The organism is Streptomyces sp. NK15101 (assembly GCF_020400725.1).
In the GTDB taxonomy this organism is placed as follows: Bacteria; Actinomycetota; Actinomycetes; order Streptomycetales; family Streptomycetaceae; genus Streptomyces.
Genome location: NZ_JAINVG010000072.1, coordinates 1 through 17,829 on the forward strand (window position 1 = coordinate 1; position 17,829 = coordinate 17,829).

Consider the following 17,829-nt stretch of genomic DNA (forward strand, 5'->3'; position numbering starts at 1 on the left):
CCCCGGCCCCGCCCGGCCCGCCGGCCCCCCCCGGCTCCGGGTGACGCCGCCCCCGCCGAGGACGAGGGTCCAGACGGTGCCGGTGTCGCGGGCGCCGAGGCGCAGGACGGCGCCGTCGCGGTCGAGGTGGGCGAGCGGTTCGGCGATCCAGGGGATGTACGGGGCGTTCCCGAGGAAGTGGTCGATGGCGTCCGCCGCCGTTCCGGGGTCGAGGGGCCCCGCCGTCCCGGCGACGGCGAGCTCGGCGTCGGCGAGGTGGACCAGGGTCTCGAAGAGCACGTGGCGCGGGTAGTGGCGGACGTGCGGGTCGGCGCCGGGCGACCAGACCGGGGCGTCCGGATCGGCCTCGCGCGCGGTGGCGGCGAACCGCTCCGCCGCGGCTTCGAGCCGGTCGGCGTACGCGGCGGGGTCGGCCGGCAGGTCGAGGGGGACGTCGCGGGCGAGGACCCGGGTGGCGGGCCGGGTCCGCACCAGGTGCTCGGCCCAGTGGTGGACGGTGCCCAGGTGCCGCGTCAGGTCCGCCAGGGTCCAGCCGGGGCAGGTGGGGACGGGGGTCGCGGGGTCGGCGTCGCGGACGGTCGCGGCGAAGCGCCGGGCGTGGGCCAGGGCGGCGTCGCAGGTCTCGGCGTGGGCGTCCTCGGTCAGGCCGAAGCCCTCGGAGACCTTGAGGAGCTCCTCGCGCCACGGGCCGGCCGGCTGCCGCAGCGCCGCCTCGCGGAACAGCCCGTCGAGCAGCCGGCGGTCGGCGGCACCGAGTCCCCTCAGTGTGTAGGCGGTGCCCTCCAGCCACTTCACGGCCGTGTCGGGATCGAGGACCTCGTCGTCGGAGGTCTCGACCGCCGTCACCAGCTCGGCCAGGGACTCGGCCAGGGCGCTCAGCAGCGCGTCGCTCATCGGATTTCCCCTCCCGGGTTCTCCACGGCATCCCGCGCATACCGCGCGGTATGATCACTCCGCCATGGAGATCAATGCCACGTACAACAGTCTCGTCGCCGTCGGGGACAGCTTCACCGAGGGTATGTCGGACCTGAAGCCCGACGGCTCCTACCGGGGCTGGGCCGACGTCCTCGCGGGCCGTCTCGCCGCCCGCTCCCCCGGCTTCCGCTACGCGAACCTCGCCGTGCGCGGCAAGCTCATCGGCCAGATCGTCGACGAGCAAGTCGACCTGGCCGCAAGCATGAAGGCCGATGTGGTGACCCTGGTCGGCGGGCTCAACGACACCCTGCGCCCCAAGGTCGACATGGTCCGGGTGCGGGACCTCCTCACCGAGGCAGTGGAACGCCTCACACCCTCCTGCGGGCAGCTGGTCCTCATGCGCAGCCCCGGCCGCAACGGGCCGGTCATGGAGCGCTTCCGCCCCCGGATGGAGGAGCTGTTCGCCCACATCGACGCGCTCGCCGCCACGCACGGCGCCCTGGTCGTCGACCTGTACGGCGCCCCGCCGCTCGGCGACCCCCGGCTGTGGGACGTGGACCGGCTGCACCTGACGGCCGACGGGCACCGGCGGGTCGCCGAGGCCGTGTGGCAGGCGCTCGGCCTGGCGCCCGAGGAGGACTGGCGCGCACCGCTGCCCCCGGCCGTACGCCCCGGCTGGGCGAGCCGCCGGATCGCGGACGCCCGCTTCGCCCGTGAGCACCTCGGCCCCTGGATCGGACGGCGTCTGACCGGCCGCTCCTCGGGGGACGGCCGCCCGCCCAAGCGTCCCGAGCTGCTGCCGTACGAACCCCCGGCCGGTGCGTAGCGGGGGCGCCCACGCGCGCGGGTGACCTGCGTCTCGTAGCAAGCTCCACACCGGGCCGTGGCGCTGGCCTGCAGAAACCACCAGTAAACTCTGTCCACGTGACTGCTGTGACTGCTAAGCCCCGCATCCCCAACGTTCTGGCCGGCCGCTACGCCTCCGCGGAGCTCGCCGTCCTCTGGTCTCCCGAGCAGAAGGTGAAGCTGGAGCGTCAGCTGTGGCTCGCCGTGCTGCGTGCGCAGAAGGACCTCGGGATCGAGGTTCCGGACGCCGCCCTCGCCGACTACGAGCGCGTTCTCGACCAGGTCGACCTCGGCTCCATCGCCGAGCGCGAGAAGGTCACCCGGCACGACGTGAAGGCCCGGATCGAGGAGTTCAACGCCCTCGCCGGCCACGAGCACGTGCACAAGGGCATGACCTCGCGCGACCTCACCGAGAACGTCGAGCAGCTGCAGATCCGGCTCTCCCTGGAGCTGATGCGAGACCGCACGGTCGCCGTCCTCGCCCGCCTCGGCAAGCTCTCCGCCGAGTACGCGGAGCTGGTCATGGCCGGCCGCTCGCACAACGTCGCCGCCCAGGCGACCACCCTCGGCAAGCGCTTCGCGACCGCCGCCGACGAGCTGCTCGTGGCGTACGCGCGCCTGGAGGAGCTGCTCGGCCGTTACCCGCTGCGCGGCATCAAGGGCCCGGTCGGCACCGCGCAGGACATGCTGGACCTGCTCGGCGGCGACGCCGGCAAGCTGGCGGAGCTGGAGCAGCGGATCGCCGGTCACCTCGGCTTCGCGCACGCCTTCACCTCGGTCGGCCAGGTCTACCCGCGCTCGCTCGACTACGACGTGGTCACCTCGCTGGTGCAGCTGGCCGCCGCGCCGTCCTCGATCGCCAAGACGATCCGTCTGATGGCGGGCCACGAGCTGGTCACCGAGGGCTTCAAGCCCGGCCAGGTCGGCTCCTCGGCGATGCCGCACAAGATGAACACCCGCTCCTGCGAGCGCGTCAACGGCCTCATGGTCATCCTGCGCGGCTACGCCTCGATGACCGGTGAGCTGGCGGGCGACCAGTGGAACGAGGGCGACGTGTCCTGCTCCGTGGTCCGCCGGGTCGCGCTGCCGGACGCGTTCTTCGCGCTCGACGGCCTCCTGGAGACCTTCCTCACCGTGCTCGACGAGTTCGGCGCCTTCCCGGCCGTCGTCGCCCGTGAGCTCGACCGCTACCTGCCCTTCCTGGCGACCACCAAGGTCCTCATGGGCGCCGTCCGCGCCGGCGTGGGCCGCGAGGTCGCCCACGAGGCCATCAAGGAGAACGCCGTCGCCTCCGCCCTCGCCATGCGCGAGCAGGGCGCCGAGCGCAACGAGCTCCTCGACAAGCTGGCCGCCGACGAGCGGATCCCGCTGGACCGGGCGCAGCTCGACGAGCTGATGGCGGACAAGCTGTCCTTCACGGGCGCCGCCGCCGACCAGGTCGCGTCCGTGGTCTCCCGCATCGAGGAGATCCTCAAGCAGCACCCGGAGGCCGCCGCCTACACCCCCGGGGCGATCCTCTGACCCGGACCCCCCGGTTCTCCGCGGAGGAGCTGGAGGCCGCTCGCGACCGCGTCGTTCCCGACGTGGTCGCGAGCGGCCTTTCCGTCCTCTTCTGCGGGATCAATCCGGGGCTGATGACGGCGGCGACGGGCCACCACTTCGCCCGGCCGGGCAACCGCTTCTGGCCGGTGCTGCACCTGTCCGGGTTCACGCCGAGGCGGCTGCGGCCGGACGAGCAGGAGGAACTCCTCGCCTACGGGCTCGGCATCACGAACGTGGTGGCGCGGGCGACCGCCCGGGCCGACGAGCTGAGCCGCGAGGAGTACCGCGAGGGCGGGCGGCTGCTCGTGGAGAAGGTGGAACGCCTCCGGCCGCGCTGGCTCGCGGTCGTCGGCGTCACCGCGTACCGCACGGCCTTCGGGGAGCCGAAGGCGATGGTCGGGCCGCAGGACCGGGTGATCGGATCCACCCGCGTCTGGGTGCTCCCCAACCCGAGCGGCCTCAACGCCCACTGGACGACGGCGACGATGGCCGAGGAGTTCGCCCGGCTGCGGGAAGCGGCTCGGTGACGGTTCCGGGACGGGCCGCGGGCTCGGCTCCTCCGGCGGCTCCCGGCGGGCGGTGAGCGGGGCGGCGGGCCCGCCCCGCTCCACCTCCTACGGCAGTTGACGTACCGCCAGGTGCGGGGCGCGGGGGCGTCCGGTCCGCCGCGGGGGCGGCGCTCGCCGCCACCGGGCCCATTGAGTACCATCCGCCGAAGAGGTGCACGAGCTGGGAGGACACACTGTGGGGCGGCTGACCGGCGGGGATCCGTCTCTGCTGCGGCGGATCAACTCCGCGGTGGTACTCCATGCGCTGCGCGGCGCCGACGCGCCCACGCTCACGGATCTGACCCGGATCACGGGCCTGTCGCGGCCCACGGTCGAGGGGGTCGTCGAGGGCCTCATGGAGGGCGGTCTCGTCGTCGAGTCGGCGCCCGAGGAGGGCGAGGCCCGGCGGCAGGGACGCCCGGCGCGGAGGTTCCGCTTCCGCGCGGAGGCCGGTCATCTGCTCGGCATCGAGATCGGCCCGCACCGCGTCGCCGCCCTGCTCTCCGGTCTGGACGGGCGCATCATCGGCGCCGGGTCCCGCGAGGTGTCGGAGACGGCGTCCGAGGACGAGCGCCTGGACCGGGTGCGCACGGTCGTGGCCGACGTGCTGCGCAGGGCCGGGGTCGCCCGGTCCAACCTGCGGGCCGTCGGCGTCGGCACGCCCGGCATCGTGGAGGCCGACGGCACCGTACGCCTCGGCACGGCGCTGCCCGGCTGGACGGGCCTCGCGCTCGGCGAGCGGCTGCGGCGCTCCTTCCGCTGCCCGGTGATCGTGGAGAACGACGCCAACGCGGCGGCCGTCGCCGAGCACTGGAAGGGTGCCGCGACCGACTCCGACGACATCGTCTTCGTCCTGGCCGGCCTCAGCCCCGGCGCCGGCTCGCTGATCGGCGGCCGGCTGCACCGGGGCTTCGGCGGGGCGGCCGGGGAGATCGGCGCCCTGCATCTGCTGGGCAGGGGCGCCACCCCGGAGCGCCTCCTCTCGACCACGGACGAGCCGCTGCACCCGCTGGACGAGCAGGCGGTCGCCGAGGTCTTCGCGCTGGCCCGCAAGGGCGACGCGCGCGCGGAGGCGGCGGTGGACCGCTTCATCCAGCGGCTCGTGCACGACGTGGCGGCCCTGGTCCTCGCCATCGATCCCGAGCTGGTGGTCGTCGGCGGCTGGGCGGCCGGCCTCGACGGGGTGCTCCAGCCGCTCCGCGAGGAACTGGCGCGGTTCTGCCTGCGGCCGCCCCGGGTGGTGCTGTCCCTGCTCGGCGAGGCCGCGGTGGGCACGGGCGCCCTCCGGCTCGCCCTCGACCACGTCGAGGAGCAGCTCTTCGCCGTCGAGGGCACGGTGACGGCCCGCCGCTAGGGCCTCGTGGAGGGGCCGGGCGGCGGGCCGGTGTTCGTGGGTGGGGGGTTACGAGGCCATGACCAGGTCGGCCGAGTCGCCGAAGGTGAGGCGGCAGGTGTCGGCGCGGTAGGTGGCCACGGAGACGGCGGCCGGACGCCCGGCGGAGAGGTAGCGGGTCGTCACGACGAGGACGGGCGCGCCCGGCAGCCGGTCGAGCTCCTTGGCGTCGTCGGCACGGGCGGAGCCGAGCTCCACGGCGCGGTCCTGGCCGTCGAGGGCGAGGTGCTGGAGCTCGCGGAGCACGGCGCGGGCACGGGCGGGTCCCGCGGGCGCGTCGATGGCGCTGAGGCCCGGGACGGAGCCGGCCGGCACGTAGAGCAGCTCGGCCGCGACCGGCTGGCCCTGGCTGATGCGGAGGCGGCGGACGATGTGCACCTGCTCGTCGGCGCCGGTCTCCAGGACGCGCGCGACGGCGGCCGGGGCCGTGCCGGCGGTGGAGTCCTGGGGCTGCCAGACGTCGTCGCCGACACCGGGCCAGGCGTGCTGGGTGGTGGAGACGTCGACGCCGACGCGCGGCGGGGCGACGGTGGTGCCGACGCCGCGGCGGCGCTGCAGGCGCCCTTCCAGCTCCAGCTGCTCCAGGGCCTGGCGGAGTGTGGCACGGGCGACGCCGAAGCGGGCCGCGAGCTCGCGCTCGTTGGGCAGGATCTCCCCGACCTCGAAGTCCGAGTCGAGCGCTTCGCCGATCACCGTCTTGAGGTGCTGGTACTTCGGCTCCGGTACCGATGCCAGCTGCGTGGTCCCCACCCTGATCCTCCGCAATTCGCCGTGTCCCGCGGCGTTTTTCCGCGCCCTTGTTTATTAAAGGTTCCTGCACTAACTCTGCGACCATAAGGCGAGCCACCCCCTTGGTCAAGACCAATCCTCCGTCGAACGCCCCTGAATGTGACCCTCTGACCTGGATCGTTCACAGGACGTTCGCGCCCTCGTGAGCCCCGCGCAGCAAAAGGCCCCGCCTCCCGGGAGGGGAGGCGGGGCGGGTTCCGGCAGGCCGGCGTGGCTCCGTCAGGCGTCGGCGGGGCCGGCGAGGCCCTGGAGCTTGTCGGGGTTGCGGATGATGTGGACGCACTGGACCAGCCCGTCGCGCACCTCGATCTGGAAGACGGTCTCGGGCCTTCCGTCGGCGAGGACGAGCACGGCCGGGGCGCCGTTGAGCTCCAGGAAGCGGACCTCGTACCCCTGCCACGAGTCCCCGGCGACGGCGACGAGGAAGCGGCCGACCTTGTCGGCGCTCTCGATGATCCGCAGCGGCGCCTTGGACTTGCCGCCGCTGTCGCCGACCAGCCGGACGTCGGGGGCGAGGAGCGCGAGGAGCTCGCCGAGATCGCCGCCGGCCGCGGCGGAGAGGAAGCGCTCGGTGAGGTCGCGGCGCTCGGCCGGGTCGACGTCGTAGCGCGGCCTGCCCTCGTCGACGTGGCGCCGGGCGCGCCCGGCGAGCTGGCGCACGGCGGCCTCGGAGCGGTCGAGGGCGGTGGCGATCTCCCCGTACGGGAAGCCGAAGGCCTCGCGGAGCACGAAGACGGCCCGCTCCAGCGGGGAGAGGGATTCGAGCACCACGAGGACCGCGAGCGAGACGGAGTCGGCGAGCAGGGCGCGCTCGGCGCTGTCGGGGGCGGCGGGGCCGAAGTCGGTGACGAGGGGTTCGGGGAGCCAGGGGCCGACGTAGGACTCGCGGCGCGCCTGCGCCTGGCGGAGCCGGTCGATGGCGAGCCGTGTGGTGATCCGCACGAGGAAGGCGCGCGGCTCGCGGACGGCGGTCCGGTCCGCGGCGGTCCAGCGCAGCCAGGCCTCCTGGACGACGTCCTCGGCGTCGGCGGTGCGGCCGAGCATCCGGTAGGCGACGCCGAGGAGCATCGGGCGGTGCTCCTCGAAGAGTTCGGTGAGGGTGTCGGTTTCGGTGGGCACCCGTCCATCCCAGCCCACGCCACCTGCCCTGTCCAGTTTCCGGATCCCGTCTTGAACTCCTGGCTACCGAGCGGTAATTCTTACTGACGGGACGTCTAGGGAGGGGCGCCTGCGACGGTTTTCACGCGGCAGCCGCTCGTCGGCGAGCCGCTCACGAGGAAGCGAGGAGCCGCGTGCCCGCACGGATCGCGTTCACGATCGAGACCCCGGCGGGTCCCCGCAGCACGTCCATGACGTACGAGCGGCGGGGTGCGGGCGAGCCCCTGCTGCTGCTCCACGGCATCGGGCACCACTGGCAGGCCTGGGAACCCGTGCTCGACGTCCTCGCCGCCGAACGCGAGGTGATCGCCGTCGACCTGCCCGGTTTCGGGGTCTCCGACGGGCTGCCGGAGGGCGTCCCGTACGGCCTTTCCACCGTCGTCCCCGTACTCGGCGCCTTCTGCGAGGCCGTCGGCTTCGAGCGGCCGCACGTGGCGGGGAACTCGCTGGGCGGGCTGCTCGCCCTGGAGCTCGGCCGGGAGAAGCTGGTGCGCTCGGTCACCGCCCTCTCCCCCGCCGGCTTCTGGTCGGAGGCCGAGCGGCGGTACGCCTTCGGGACGCTGCGGGCCATGCGCGGCGCGGCCCTGTCGCTGCCCGTGCCGGTGATCGAGCGCCTCTCGCGCACGGCCGCCGGGCGCACCGTGCTCACCAGCACGATCTACGCCCGGCCCGGCCGTCGGTCACCCGAGGCCGTGGTCGCCGAGACGCTCGCGCTGCGGGGGGCCACCGGCTTCCACCAGACCCTTGCGACGGGCCGGGCCGCCCTCTTCCGCGACGACGTCCCGTCGGTCCCCGTCACCGTCGCCTGGGGCACCCGTGACCGGTTGCTGCTGCGCCGTCAGGGCGTCCGCGCCAAGCACGTCCTGCCCGCCGCGCGTCTGGTCCGGCTGCCCGGCTGCGGCCACGTGCCGATGAACGACGACCCCGCTCTGGTCGCGCGCGTGATCCTGGACGGCAGTCGCTGAGGCCGGGCGGGACGAGCGGGTGAACAGGCCCGTGCCCAGGGCGGCTCCGGCGCCGACGAGGAGGCTGCCGACCGCCTGGGGGAGGCCGAAGGCGGCGTGTCCGACCAGGGCGGCGCTCAGGGCCGCGGCGATCGGGATGGCCCCGGTGTAGAGAGTGGCCCTCTCCATGCCGACGCGCTGGACGCCCATGTAGAAGAGGACGAACCCGACGACCGTGGCCAGGGCCGCCTGCCAGACCAGGGCCCCCGTCTCCACGGCCGTCGGCATCCGGACGAACCCGGCGCCGTCCACGACCAGGCCGACGAGCGCCGCCTCGGCCGCGCCGATCCCGCACACGGCGGCCGTCAGCAGCTTCGGACCGAGCAGCCGCAGCACCGGGACGGCCAGCACGGTGAAGCCCACCTCGCCCGCGAGCGCCGCCACGGACCAGCCGATCCCGGCCAGGTCCGTCCGGCCCCAGCCCTGCACGGTGAAGGCACCGGCGGCGACGAGCAGCGCCCCGTACAGCACGGCGGGGGCGGGCCTGCGGCCCTCGACGAGCGGGACCAGGACGGCGACGACGACCGGGGCGCAGCCGACGAGGACGCCGGGGACGGCGGGCTCGGCGGTCCGCTCGGCGGCCAGGACGGCGAGGTTGAAGCCGACCATGCCGACGGCCGCGAGGGCGGCGAGCCGCACCCCGTGGCGGGCGGTCAGGAGCCGTAGCGGAGCGAGGCCGCCACGGCCGAGCAGCGGGAGGAGGAGCAGACAGGCGGCGCCGTAACGGAGGGCTTGTCCGCCCGCGTACGGATAGGCGCCGAGCAGGCTGTTGGCGGTGAAGGAGGCACCGACGAGGGCGTAGGCGAGGGTCACCAGGAGGACCCCGCGCAGGGCGTTCGCGTTCATGCCCCCGACGCTAGGGAGTCCGGCGGCCCGGGTTGAGGTCCACTTCCGTCACGCCATCGGGGACCACTTCCGACGCGCCCGGGCCAGGGGCGGTCCGGGCGCGGAAGGTGCGGCGGTAGGTGTCCGGGGGGACGCCGACGGTGCGGTTGAAGTGGCGGCGCAGCGTCGTGGCGGTGCCCATGCCGGTGGCCTCCGCGATGGCGTCGACGCTGTCGTCGGTGGCTTCGAGGAGCTCCTGGGCGCGGCGGATCCGCTGGGTGAGCAGCCATTGCAGCGGGGTGGTGCCGGTCGCGGCCCGGAAGTGGCGGCTCAGGTGGCGTGAGCTCATGCGCGCCCGGCGTGCCAGGTCCTCCACGGTCAGCGGTTCGCCGAGCCGCTCGACCGCCCAGGGCAGCAGCTCGGTGAGCGGGTGGTCCTGCCTGACGGGCACGGGCGCGGTGACGAACTGGGCCTGACCGCCGTCCCGGTGCGGGGGCACGACCAGGCGGCGGGCGACCGCGTTGGCGATCGCCGAGCCGTGGTCGAGGCGGACGAGGTGCAGGCAGAGGTCCATGGCGGCGGCCTTGCCGGCGGAGGTGAGCACCGTGCCGTTGTCGACGTAGAGCACGTCCGGGTCGACCTCCACCCGGGGGTACCGCTCCGCCAGGGCCTCGGTGTGCGCCCAGTGCGTGGTGGCGCGCCGTCCGTCGAGAAGACCGGCGGCGGCGAGGACGAAGGCGCCCGTGCACAGGGAGGCCACGCGCGCGCCCGCCTCGTGGGCCGCCCGTACAGCGTCGACCAGGTCGGCGGGCGGCTGCCGGTCGACGTCGGCCCAGCCGGGGACGATCACCGTGTCCGCGTACGGGAGCCGGTCGAGCCCGCGGTCGGGTTCCAGGCGGAACCGCTCGACCGACACGGGGCCCGGTCCGCAGACGGTCACGTCGTACCAGGGGACGTCGACGGCGTCCGGGACGGAGCCGAACACCTCGTGGGCGAGGGAGAGTTCGAAGTTCAGCATGCCGCCGGTGACGGCCAGCGCGAGCGTACCCATGTCCGTAATTGTATGGGGCATGGCGTTCCGGACACTCGCGATCGGCCGCAACGGCCGCCAGGATGGATGTAGTTGAACATTCGATAATCAAGTCGACGGGAGAAGTCATGGAATCGGCTCGGACGGTCGCGGTGTTCGGGGCCTACGGTCACACCGGGCGCTTCGTGGTGGCGGAACTGCTGGAGCGGGGATTCGTCCCGGTGCTCTCCGGCCGCGACGCCGAGAGGCTGCGGACGCTGGCCGCGTCCCACGACGGGCTCGACGTCCGCCCGGCGTCGGTCGACGACCCGGTCTCGCTCGACCGCGCGCTGGCCGGCACCGCGGCCGTCGTCAACTGCGCCGGACCGTTCGCCGTGACCGGCGCCCCGGTGATCGAGGCCGCGTTGCGCGCCGGTATCCCGTACGTGGACGTGGCCGCCGAGATCGAGGCCAACGCCGACACCTTCGCGCGCTTCGCCGACCGGGCCCGCGCCGCGGGAACGGCGATCGTCCCCGCGATGGCCTTCTACGGCGGCCTCGGCGACCTGCTGGCCACCACGGCCATGGGCGACTGGACGGCGGCCGACGAGGTGCACGTCGCGTACGGACTGAGCAGCTGGCACCCCACGGCGGGCACCCTCGCGGCGGGCAAGGTCTCCCGTGAGCGGCGCGGTGGCCGGCACGTCCGCCACACCGGAGGCCGGCTGGAGTACCACGACGAGGCGCTCCCCGTCCTGGAGTGGCCCTTCCCCGCCCCCATGGGCACCCGGCCCGTCGTCGGCGGGTTCACCATGGCCGACGTCGTGACCGTCCCCAGCCACCTGGCGGTGCCCGAGGTGCGCACGTACATGGCGGTCGACGCGGCCCGGGACCTGTCGGCGCCGGACGCGTCCGCACCGGCCCCGGTCGACGAGCGCGGCCGGTCCGCGCAGACCTTCCTCGTGGACGTGCTCGTGCGCTCCGGGGGCGCGGAGCGCCGGGCCGTCGCCGCCGGCCGGGACATCTACGCCGTCAGCGCGCCGCTCGCGGTGGAGGCCGTCCACCGGATCCTCACCGGCCGGACCCGGACGACCGGCGTCGCCTCGGCAGGCGAGATGTTCGACGCGCCCGACTTCCTGTGCGCGCTGTCCGCGCACCTCTCCCTGGACGTGCGGCACTGACTCCGGGCGGTCTCGGCATCATGGGTCACGACCGGGGCGGATCGGCGAACTCCCGGGCGGGGACGGCGAGAAGGGTCGTACGACATGGGAAGCCAGGGGCAGGCGGCCTGGGAGCTGCTCCTGCCGGCCGCGGGCGCTCCGGCGCGGCGGCGGGGGCGGGCGCTGCAGGAGGCCCTGCGGGAGGCGGTGCGTTCGGGCCGGCTCGCGGCCGGGACGCGGCTGCCGTCGACCCGCGCGCTCGCGGCCGACCTCGGCGTCTCGCGGGGCCTGGTCACCGAGGCGTACGAACAGCTGACGGCCGAGGGGTACCTGCGGAGCGGCCGGGGCGCGGGGACCTGGGTGGGCGGCGCGGCCCGAGCGGCCGTGCGCGGGGCCCGCGACCTGGCCGCCGGAGCGCCCGGGGTACGGGTGGACTTCCGCCCGGGGACCCCCGACCTGTCGCTGTTCCCCAGGAGTGCGTGGGCGGCGGCGCAGCGTTCCGTGCTCGCCCGGCTCCCCCACCCGGCGCTCGGCTATCCGGATCCGCGCGGGCTCCCCGAACTGCGCGAGGCGCTGGCCGCGATGCTGGCGCGGCGCCGTGGCGTGGTGGCCGATCCGGAGCGGCTCGTGGTCTGCTCGGGCGTGGCCCAGGCGTCGACGCTGCTCGGCTTCGTCCTGCGCGCGCGTGGACACGGCCGGGTCGGGATCGAGGATCCCGGCAGCCCCGAGCACGGGCGCCTGTTCGCCTCGACCGGCCTGGAGACGGTGTGGCTGCCCCTGGACGAGGAGGGGCTGCGTCCTGAACCACTCGCCGACTCGGGGGTGCGGGCGGTCGTCGTGACGCCCTCGCACCAGTTCCCGTCCGGCATCAGCTGGTCGGCGGAACGCCGGGCCGCCCTCCTCGACTGGGCGCGCGCCGTGGACGGTTACGTCCTAGAGGACGACTACGACGGCGACTTCCGCTACGACCGCGCCCCCGTCGGCGCGCTCCAGGGGCTCGATCCCGAACGGGTCGCCTACGCGGGCTCGGTCAGCAAGTCGCTGGCCCCGGGGCTGCGGCTCGGCTGGATGCTCGTCCCGGAGGCGCTCCTCGACGAGGTCGTCGAACGCAAGCGGACGATGGACCTCGGCAATCCCGTACTCGACCAGGCCGTCCTCGCGGAGCTCGTGACGCGCGGCGGCTACGACCGCCAGCTGCGCCGCTGCCAACGCGCCTACCGGGAGCGGCGGGACGCGCTGCTCACCGCCCTCGCGGAGCACCTGCCGGGCACCCGGGTGAGCGGCATCGCGGCCGGACTCCACGTCATCGCGCGCGTACCGGAGCGGTTCGGGCCTCCGGAACGGTTCCTCGCGCGAGCGGCGGAGGCGGGGGTGGCCCTGCGGACTCTGGAGGAGTACGGCACCGCCCGTCCGGCCGACGGGGACGTACGGCTCGTCATCGGGTACGCACATCTGTCTCCTTCGGCCGTCACGAAGGGGATCCGGCTGGTGGCGGAGGGGTTGGGGGGCGGGTGACGAGGGTCGTGGATCCAGAATCCGGGATCTTGGATCCGGATCCGACGTCCGGGATCCACAACGGCCAGGGCGATCTGTTCACACGGGGTTCGTGTGGCCGCCGCACCCGGCCGTTAGGCATGGGGCGGCGCGCCCGGGCCGGCAGGAACGGGCGGCGCACCGTCCGCGACCGGAACGACCGACCCCGGAGGCCCTTTCATGTCCCTTCCCCTGCCCGGCTCCTCCCCCTCCCCCGCCCGGCGCAACGTCCTGCGCGGCTCGCTGGCCGCGTCGGCCGCGCTCGCCCTCGGCGGCACCGGCCTCGCAGCCCCGGCGTTCGCCCTCTCGGGCCGGCCCCGGGCCGAGTGGGGCGTGCAGACGGGTGACGTCACGGCCTCCTCCGGTCTGGTGTGGGTGCGCTCGGACCGGCCGGCGCGGATGCTCGTGGAGACCTCGGCGACCGAGTCCTTCCGGCACGCGCGCCGCCACCTCGGGCCGCTGATCGGCGCGGACACGGACTTCACCGGCACGACCGCGCTGCGCGGCCTGCCGGCGGGCGAGCAGATCCACTACCGGGTCACCCTCCTCGACCCGGACGATCCGCGCCGGGCGGGCGAGCCTGTCCTGGGCACCTTCCGCACGGCCCCGGACCGGCGCCGCGACGGGGTCCGCTTCCTGTGGTCCGGGGACATCTCGGGGCAGGGCTGGGGCATCAACCCGGACATCGGGGGCTTTCGCGCGTACGAGGAGATGCGCAGGCTGGACCCGGACTTCTTCCTGTGCAGCGGTGACACGATCTACGCCGACGGCGTCATCCGGCCGAGCGTGACCCTGCCGGACGGACGGATCTGGCGGAACGTCACGACGCCGGAGAAGTCGAAGGTCGCCGAGACGCTCGACGAGTACCGGGGCAACTTCCGCTACAACCTTCTCGACCACAACGTCCGGGCCTTCAACGCGCAGGTGCCGTCGGTGGTGCAGTGGGACGACCACGAGGTGCGGAACAACTGGTATCCGGGACAGATCCTGGACGACCCCCGCTACGCGGAGAAGGACGTGGACGTCCTCGCGGCCCGGGCCTCGCGGGCGTTCGGCGAGTACTTCCCGGTCTCCACGCTCCACGCGCGCGGGGAGGGGCGCGAGCGGCGGATGCACCGGGTGGTGCGGTACGGGCCGCTGCTCGACGTGTTCGTGCTCGACATGCGCTCGTACCGGAACGCCAACTCGCCCGGCCGGCAGGCCGACGACACCACCGGCATCCTCGGCGCCGAGCAGCTGGCCTGGCTCAAGCGGGAGCTGGCCGCGTCCCGGGCGGTGTGGAAGGTGCTCGCGGCGGACATGCCGATCGGCCTGGTCGTGCCGGACGGCGCGGCGAACTTCGAGGCGATCGCGCAGGGCGACCCGGGTGCGCCGCTGGGCCGGGAGCTCCAGATCGCGGAGCTGCTGCGGTTCGTGAAGCACCGGCGGATCACCGGCACGGTGTGGTTGACGGCGGACGTCCACTACACCTCGGCGCAGCACTACGCGCCGGAGCGGGCGGCCTTCCAGGACTTCGCCCCCTTCTGGGAGTTCGTGTCCGGGCCGCTGGCGGCGGGCGGCTTCCCCGCGAACGCCCTGGACGCCACCTTCGGCCCGGAGCGGGTGTTCGTGCGGGCGCCGGAGCGGGCGAACCTGTCGCCGATGGAGAGCCCGCAGTACTTCGGCGAGGTCGACATCGACGGCCACAGCGGGGAGCTGACCGTACGGCTGCGGGCCGAGGGCGGCACGGTGCTGTTCAGCAAGGTGCTCCAGCCCGGCCAGGTCGGTCAGTAACCGCAGGTCAGGGGCGTGCGGAGGTCCGTTCCGGGTGATTGTCAGTGCGGGGTCCTACCGTCGTACCCATGACGCGATCCGTACAGGCGCTCGCCTGCCTCCGCCCGTCCGCGCCGGAGTCCACGGGCTCCGGCCGGCTGCTCGGTCTGGAGACGGCGGGGGGCCTCACGCCCAGCGGGGCGGAGGCCCGTCCCCGCTTCTTCTCGGGCTTCCTCGCCTCGCCGCAGGTCGCGGCCCGGGGTCTGCTCGCGGTCGCCGACGTGGCCGCCGCCCGCTACCACCGGCAGCAGGGGCCCGGATCCCCCGATCCGGTGGTGACGGGGAACGGGGACCGGCTGCGGTTCGAGTCCTTCTCCGGCTGCGGCGGGGTGTACGCGCGCCTGGACGTGCTCGACGAGGGCCTCGGCGGGGCGGCGTGAGGACGGGCACGCGGGTCGAGCCGCGGGGCACGGGGAGCACCAGGGGGGACGACGTGGGGAACGGAACGGGGAAGAGCATGGGAACCGGGATGGCTGACGACGTGGCGACCGGCGAGAACGACGGCACGGCCGGTGCGGGGGACGGCACGGCTTCCGGCACCGGCGGTGGCACCGCTGACGGCGGCGCGGCCGCTGCGGATGGCGGCGCGGGCGCCGGCGCCGGGCGGGCCGGCGGGGGCGGCGCGAAGGGCGGGGCCGGGATCGAGGAGCTGCTCGCGGCGGTGCGCGAGGGGCAGACCGCCCTGGTGCCGGGGCTCCTGGAGCCGCTGGACGCCGCCGCGCGCAAGGTCGCGCTGACCCGGCTCAAGGCGCTGCGCGCGGAGGTGCGTGCCGGAAAGTGGGCGTCGCCCCCGCACCTGCCGAACCTCATCCGCAGCGCGCTGTACGTGGCGGGTGCCGGCTGTCTCCCGACGGCCGCGGCGGCCGCGAGCTGGCTCGGCGCGCGCGACCTGCTGATGTGGGAGAAGGACGGCGCCCTCGCTCTGGAGGCGCTCGGCGACCGGGACCCGGAGTGGGCGGCGGACCTGGCGGGGCGTCTGGCCAAGCGCCGGGCGGTGGCGGAGAACAGCTACACGCTGCTCCACGGACTCGTGGTCCGCTCGGGGTACACGGTTCCGCCCACCGACGGCTACGTCACCGCCTGGACCTGGCACATCACCGACGACCGGCTCGTGGAGCGGCTCCGGGAGGACCCGCAGACACCGGTCCTGGTGGCCCACGCCCTCGCGATGGCCGAGCCCCCCGAACGGCTGGCCCGCACCCTCGGCCGTCGTCCGCAGAGGCACTGGCCCACCGCCCTGCGGACGCTCGTCGGGGAAGGGGTCCTGGACCGGGCTCGGGTCCTGGACGTGTGCGTGTCCCGGCTGCTGCGCGGCGGCCCCGTCCGGAACCTGCGCCTCCCTCTGGAGATGGTGCGGCTGCTCGAACCGGACGCGGAGGCGCTGCGGGAGCGGATCCCGGACTGGGTCGGGATCGCGTCCGACGCCCCCTCGCTCGTCGCCGGGTACGCGCAGGACGTCCTGACGGAGCTCGCCTCGGCGGGGACTCTGCCGGTCGGGGCGCTGGCCGAGATGACCGCCGGAGTCCTCTTCCGTACCGAGAAGAAGCTGGTGCGGGCCCAGTTGGCGCTGGTCGGCAAGGTGCTGGCCGAGGAGCCGGGCGCGGCCGGGGAGCTGCTGCCCGCCGTGACGGAGGCCTTCGGGAACGAGGACACCGGCGTGCAGGAGCGGGCCCTCAAGCTGGTCGGCCGTCATCTGCCGGCCGTGGACGCCGAGGTGCGGCGCGAACTCGCGGAGGCCGCCGGGATGCTGAGCCCGACGCACCGGCGGGCCGCGGAGGAGCTGTTCGGCGCGGACCTGGGGCAGGGGACGGCGTTTCCGTACGAGGAGATCCTGCCGCCGGTGCCGGAGGTCCAGCGGCTCGCGCCCCCGGCGACGACGGTCGAGGAGCTGGTTGCGCAGCTGGTGGTGAGGCGGCTCTCGGAGGAGCCCGCGGCGTTCGAGCGGGCGCTCGACGGTCTGGTGCGGCACGCGCACCGGGACCGGGCGGCCGTGGCGGAGGCGGTGCGGGAGGCCTTTCCCCGGCCCCGGTGGGAGCAGGAGGCCCACTACTTCACGTACGAGACCCATGGGATCCACGTGGTGCTCGCGGGGTTGCTCGGGCTGCTGGACCCGGCGCTCGTCGACTTCCGCCGCACCCAGGGCCCCGGCGCGGACTCCTGTCTCCACCAGGGTCTGTCGGGGGTCCTCGACGCCCGGCTGTGGGAGGTCGCCGGCCTCGTGGGCACGGACGCGCTGCCGTTCCTCCTCGCCACGCCGACCTGGAGCACGGGGGCGATCGACCCGGCGGTCCTGGTGGAACGGCTGCGGGAGTACCGGGACGCCGGCGTCGAGCCCGCTCCGGCCGATCTCGCCCAGGCGCTGCTCCGGGTGCTGCGGGCCGGTCCGTCGGCGAGGCGGGCGACCGAGGAGGCGGCGGCGCTCGGCACCCCGGCCGGACTGCGGCTCGCCGCCTGGCTGCGCGAGGAGGCGGCCGTGGGGGCCACCGTGCGGCTCCTCCCCCGGGACGAGGACAGGACGCCGAAGAGGTGGTGGCTGGCCGACCGGATCGTGGTCGATCTCGTCGAACACCAGGCGGTCCTGGCGGAGTTCCCGCCCGCCTTCCAGTGGCTCGGTGGCGCCCTGGAGGCGGCTCCCCGCCGCTGTCATCACTGGGTGGAGGGCCGGGCGCAGTGGGCCCCGGTGCTGCCGGCCGACCGTGAGCTGCTCGCGGCCTGTCTTCTGCCGGCCCTCGTGCACTGCGCCGAGGGGGACTCGCGCGGCGGGACCGAACCGCTGACCGCGCTGGCCGAGACCGACAGGCCGGTCGGCCGGGCGGTCCTGCTGGCCCTCGCGTTCGGTCTCGGCTGTGTGGACGCGGACGACCGGCTGCGCGCGGTGGACGCCGTGCTCGTCCTGGCGGCGCGGCGCGAGCTGAACGCCCGTCGGCTCGGCACGGAGCTGGCGTGGCTGGTCGTGGAGGGCGCGGTGAAGCCGAACCGGCTGGCGGACGCGGCCCGTACGGCGGCCGCCACGGGGGCGTACGGGACGGTCTGGGCGGTGTTCGAGGCGATGCTCCCGGAGGTGCTCGCGCCGGCGCGGCCGGTGCGGGGGCTCGGCGAGGTCCTCGCGGTGGCCGCCGACTGCGTGGAGCGGTGCGGGGCCGTCGGGGAGGTCGCCGGGCTCGCCGCGCTCGCCTCGGGGCGGGGTTCCACGCAGCTGGCGGTGCAGGCCAGACGGCTGCTGAGCGCACTCCGTCAGGGGGCCGATCAGCCTCTGACAGAAACGGTCTGAATCGGCCCTTAAGTCAACAGATCG

13 protein-coding genes and 2 pseudogenes are annotated in these 17,829 nt (G+C 74.8%); 10 read left to right on the forward strand and 5 right to left on the reverse strand.

Features of this window, described 5'->3' with window-relative positions; all coding sequences use genetic code 11:
• The coding region (locus tag K7G60_RS29245; protein WP_225803969.1) for a maleylpyruvate isomerase N-terminal domain-containing protein at positions 1-894 on the reverse strand (894 nt) is incomplete at its 3' end.
• 64 nt (positions 895-958) lie between these two features.
• Here K7G60_RS29245 and K7G60_RS29250 point away from each other — a divergent pair.
• From K7G60_RS29250 to K7G60_RS29265, 4 genes are all read left to right on the forward strand, one after another.
• A complete protein-coding gene (locus K7G60_RS29250) occupies positions 959-1,741 on the forward strand; it encodes an SGNH/GDSL hydrolase family protein (protein ID WP_225803970.1) in 783 nt (260 codons plus the stop codon).
• A gap of 98 nt (positions 1,742-1,839) precedes the next feature.
• Positions 1,840-3,282, forward strand: a complete 1,443-nt coding sequence (gene purB, locus K7G60_RS29255; protein ID WP_177181809.1) for an adenylosuccinate lyase — start codon at positions 1,840-1,842, stop codon at positions 3,280-3,282.
• Between the two features lie 62 nt (positions 3,283-3,344).
• On the forward strand, positions 3,345-3,830 hold the full coding sequence (gene mug, locus K7G60_RS29260) for a G/U mismatch-specific DNA glycosylase (protein WP_225803971.1): 486 nt from the start codon (positions 3,345-3,347) through the stop codon (positions 3,828-3,830).
• A 217-nt stretch (positions 3,831-4,047) separates the two neighbouring features.
• Complete coding sequence (locus tag K7G60_RS29265) at positions 4,048-5,205, forward strand: ROK family transcriptional regulator (RefSeq protein WP_225803972.1); 1,158 nt, start codon at positions 4,048-4,050, stop codon at positions 5,203-5,205.
• 48 nt (positions 5,206-5,253) lie between these two features.
• Here K7G60_RS29265 and K7G60_RS29270 read toward each other — a convergent pair whose 3' ends face one another.
• Together K7G60_RS29270 and K7G60_RS29275 are read right to left on the reverse strand one after the other, a co-directional pair.
• The gene (locus K7G60_RS29270; protein WP_225803973.1) at positions 5,254-5,994 is read right to left on the reverse strand and encodes a GntR family transcriptional regulator; all 741 of its coding nucleotides are present in this window, start codon (positions 5,992-5,994) and stop codon (positions 5,254-5,256) included.
• 258 nt (positions 5,995-6,252) lie between these two features.
• Positions 6,253-7,152 (reverse strand): RNA polymerase sigma-70 factor, encoded by a 900-nt coding sequence (locus tag K7G60_RS29275; RefSeq protein WP_225803974.1) that lies wholly within the window; start codon positions 7,150-7,152, stop codon positions 6,253-6,255.
• Positions 7,153-7,382: 230 nt separating this feature from the next.
• On the opposite strand from K7G60_RS29275, the gene K7G60_RS29280 reads away from it, so the two are divergent.
• Entirely contained in the window at positions 7,383-8,156 is a 774-nt protein-coding gene (locus tag K7G60_RS29280; protein WP_263986459.1) for an alpha/beta fold hydrolase, read from the forward strand.
• Between the two features lie 48 nt (positions 8,157-8,204).
• Here the strand turns inward: K7G60_RS29280 and K7G60_RS39510 are convergent.
• Together K7G60_RS39510 and K7G60_RS29285 are read right to left on the reverse strand one after the other, a co-directional pair.
• A pseudogene (locus K7G60_RS39510) lies at positions 8,205-9,041 on the reverse strand (EamA family transporter); the annotation flags it as partial.
• Between the two features lie 10 nt (positions 9,042-9,051).
• Positions 9,052-10,071 carry a helix-turn-helix domain-containing protein gene (locus tag K7G60_RS29285; RefSeq protein ID WP_225803976.1) on the reverse strand — a complete coding sequence of 340 codons (1,020 nt, stop codon included), beginning with the start codon at positions 10,069-10,071 and terminating at the stop codon, positions 9,052-9,054.
• A gap of 107 nt (positions 10,072-10,178) precedes the next feature.
• On the opposite strand from K7G60_RS29285, the gene K7G60_RS29290 reads away from it, so the two are divergent.
• The 5 genes and pseudogenes from K7G60_RS29290 to K7G60_RS29310 all read left to right on the forward strand — a co-directional run bounded on the left by K7G60_RS29290 (position 10,179) and on the right by K7G60_RS29310 (position 17,805).
• Positions 10,179-11,210, forward strand: a complete 1,032-nt coding sequence (locus tag K7G60_RS29290; protein WP_225803977.1) for a trans-acting enoyl reductase family protein — start codon at positions 10,179-10,181, stop codon at positions 11,208-11,210.
• Between the two features lie 84 nt (positions 11,211-11,294).
• On the forward strand, positions 11,295-12,704 hold the full coding sequence (locus tag K7G60_RS29295) for a PLP-dependent aminotransferase family protein (protein WP_225803978.1): 1,410 nt from the start codon (positions 11,295-11,297) through the stop codon (positions 12,702-12,704).
• Positions 12,705-12,902: 198 nt separating this feature from the next.
• Entirely contained in the window at positions 12,903-14,495 is a 1,593-nt protein-coding gene (locus tag K7G60_RS29300) for an alkaline phosphatase (protein WP_225803979.1), read from the forward strand.
• A 68-nt stretch (positions 14,496-14,563) separates the two neighbouring features.
• A pseudogene (locus K7G60_RS29305) lies at positions 14,564-14,905 on the forward strand (SWIM zinc finger family protein); the annotation flags it as partial.
• 98 nt (positions 14,906-15,003) lie between these two features.
• Entirely contained in the window at positions 15,004-17,805 is a 2,802-nt protein-coding gene (locus tag K7G60_RS29310; protein WP_225803980.1) for a DUF6493 family protein, read from the forward strand.
• Positions 17,806-17,829: the final 24 nt, after the last annotated feature.

Excerpts from the sequence above, each read along its gene's own strand:
- K7G60_RS29280 (WP_263986459.1), top strand. The coding sequence starts at position 7,383 with ATGACGTACGAGCGGCGGGGTGCGGGCGAGCCCCTGCTGCTGCTCCAC.
- K7G60_RS29310 (WP_225803980.1), top strand. The coding sequence starts at position 15,004 with ATGGCTGACGACGTGGCGACCGGCGAGAACGACGGCACGGCCGGTGCG.
- K7G60_RS29295 (WP_225803978.1), top strand. The coding sequence starts at position 11,295 with ATGGGAAGCCAGGGGCAGGCGGCCTGGGAGCTGCTCCTGCCGGCCGCG.
- K7G60_RS29290 (WP_225803977.1), top strand. The coding sequence starts at position 10,179 with ATGGAATCGGCTCGGACGGTCGCGGTGTTCGGGGCCTACGGTCACACC.
- K7G60_RS29300 (WP_225803979.1), top strand. The coding sequence starts at position 12,903 with ATGTCCCTTCCCCTGCCCGGCTCCTCCCCCTCCCCCGCCCGGCGCAAC.
- K7G60_RS29285 (WP_225803976.1), bottom strand. The coding sequence starts at position 10,071 with ATGGGTACGCTCGCGCTGGCCGTCACCGGCGGCATGCTGAACTTCGAA.
- K7G60_RS29250 (WP_225803970.1), top strand. The coding sequence starts at position 959 with ATGGAGATCAATGCCACGTACAACAGTCTCGTCGCCGTCGGGGACAGC.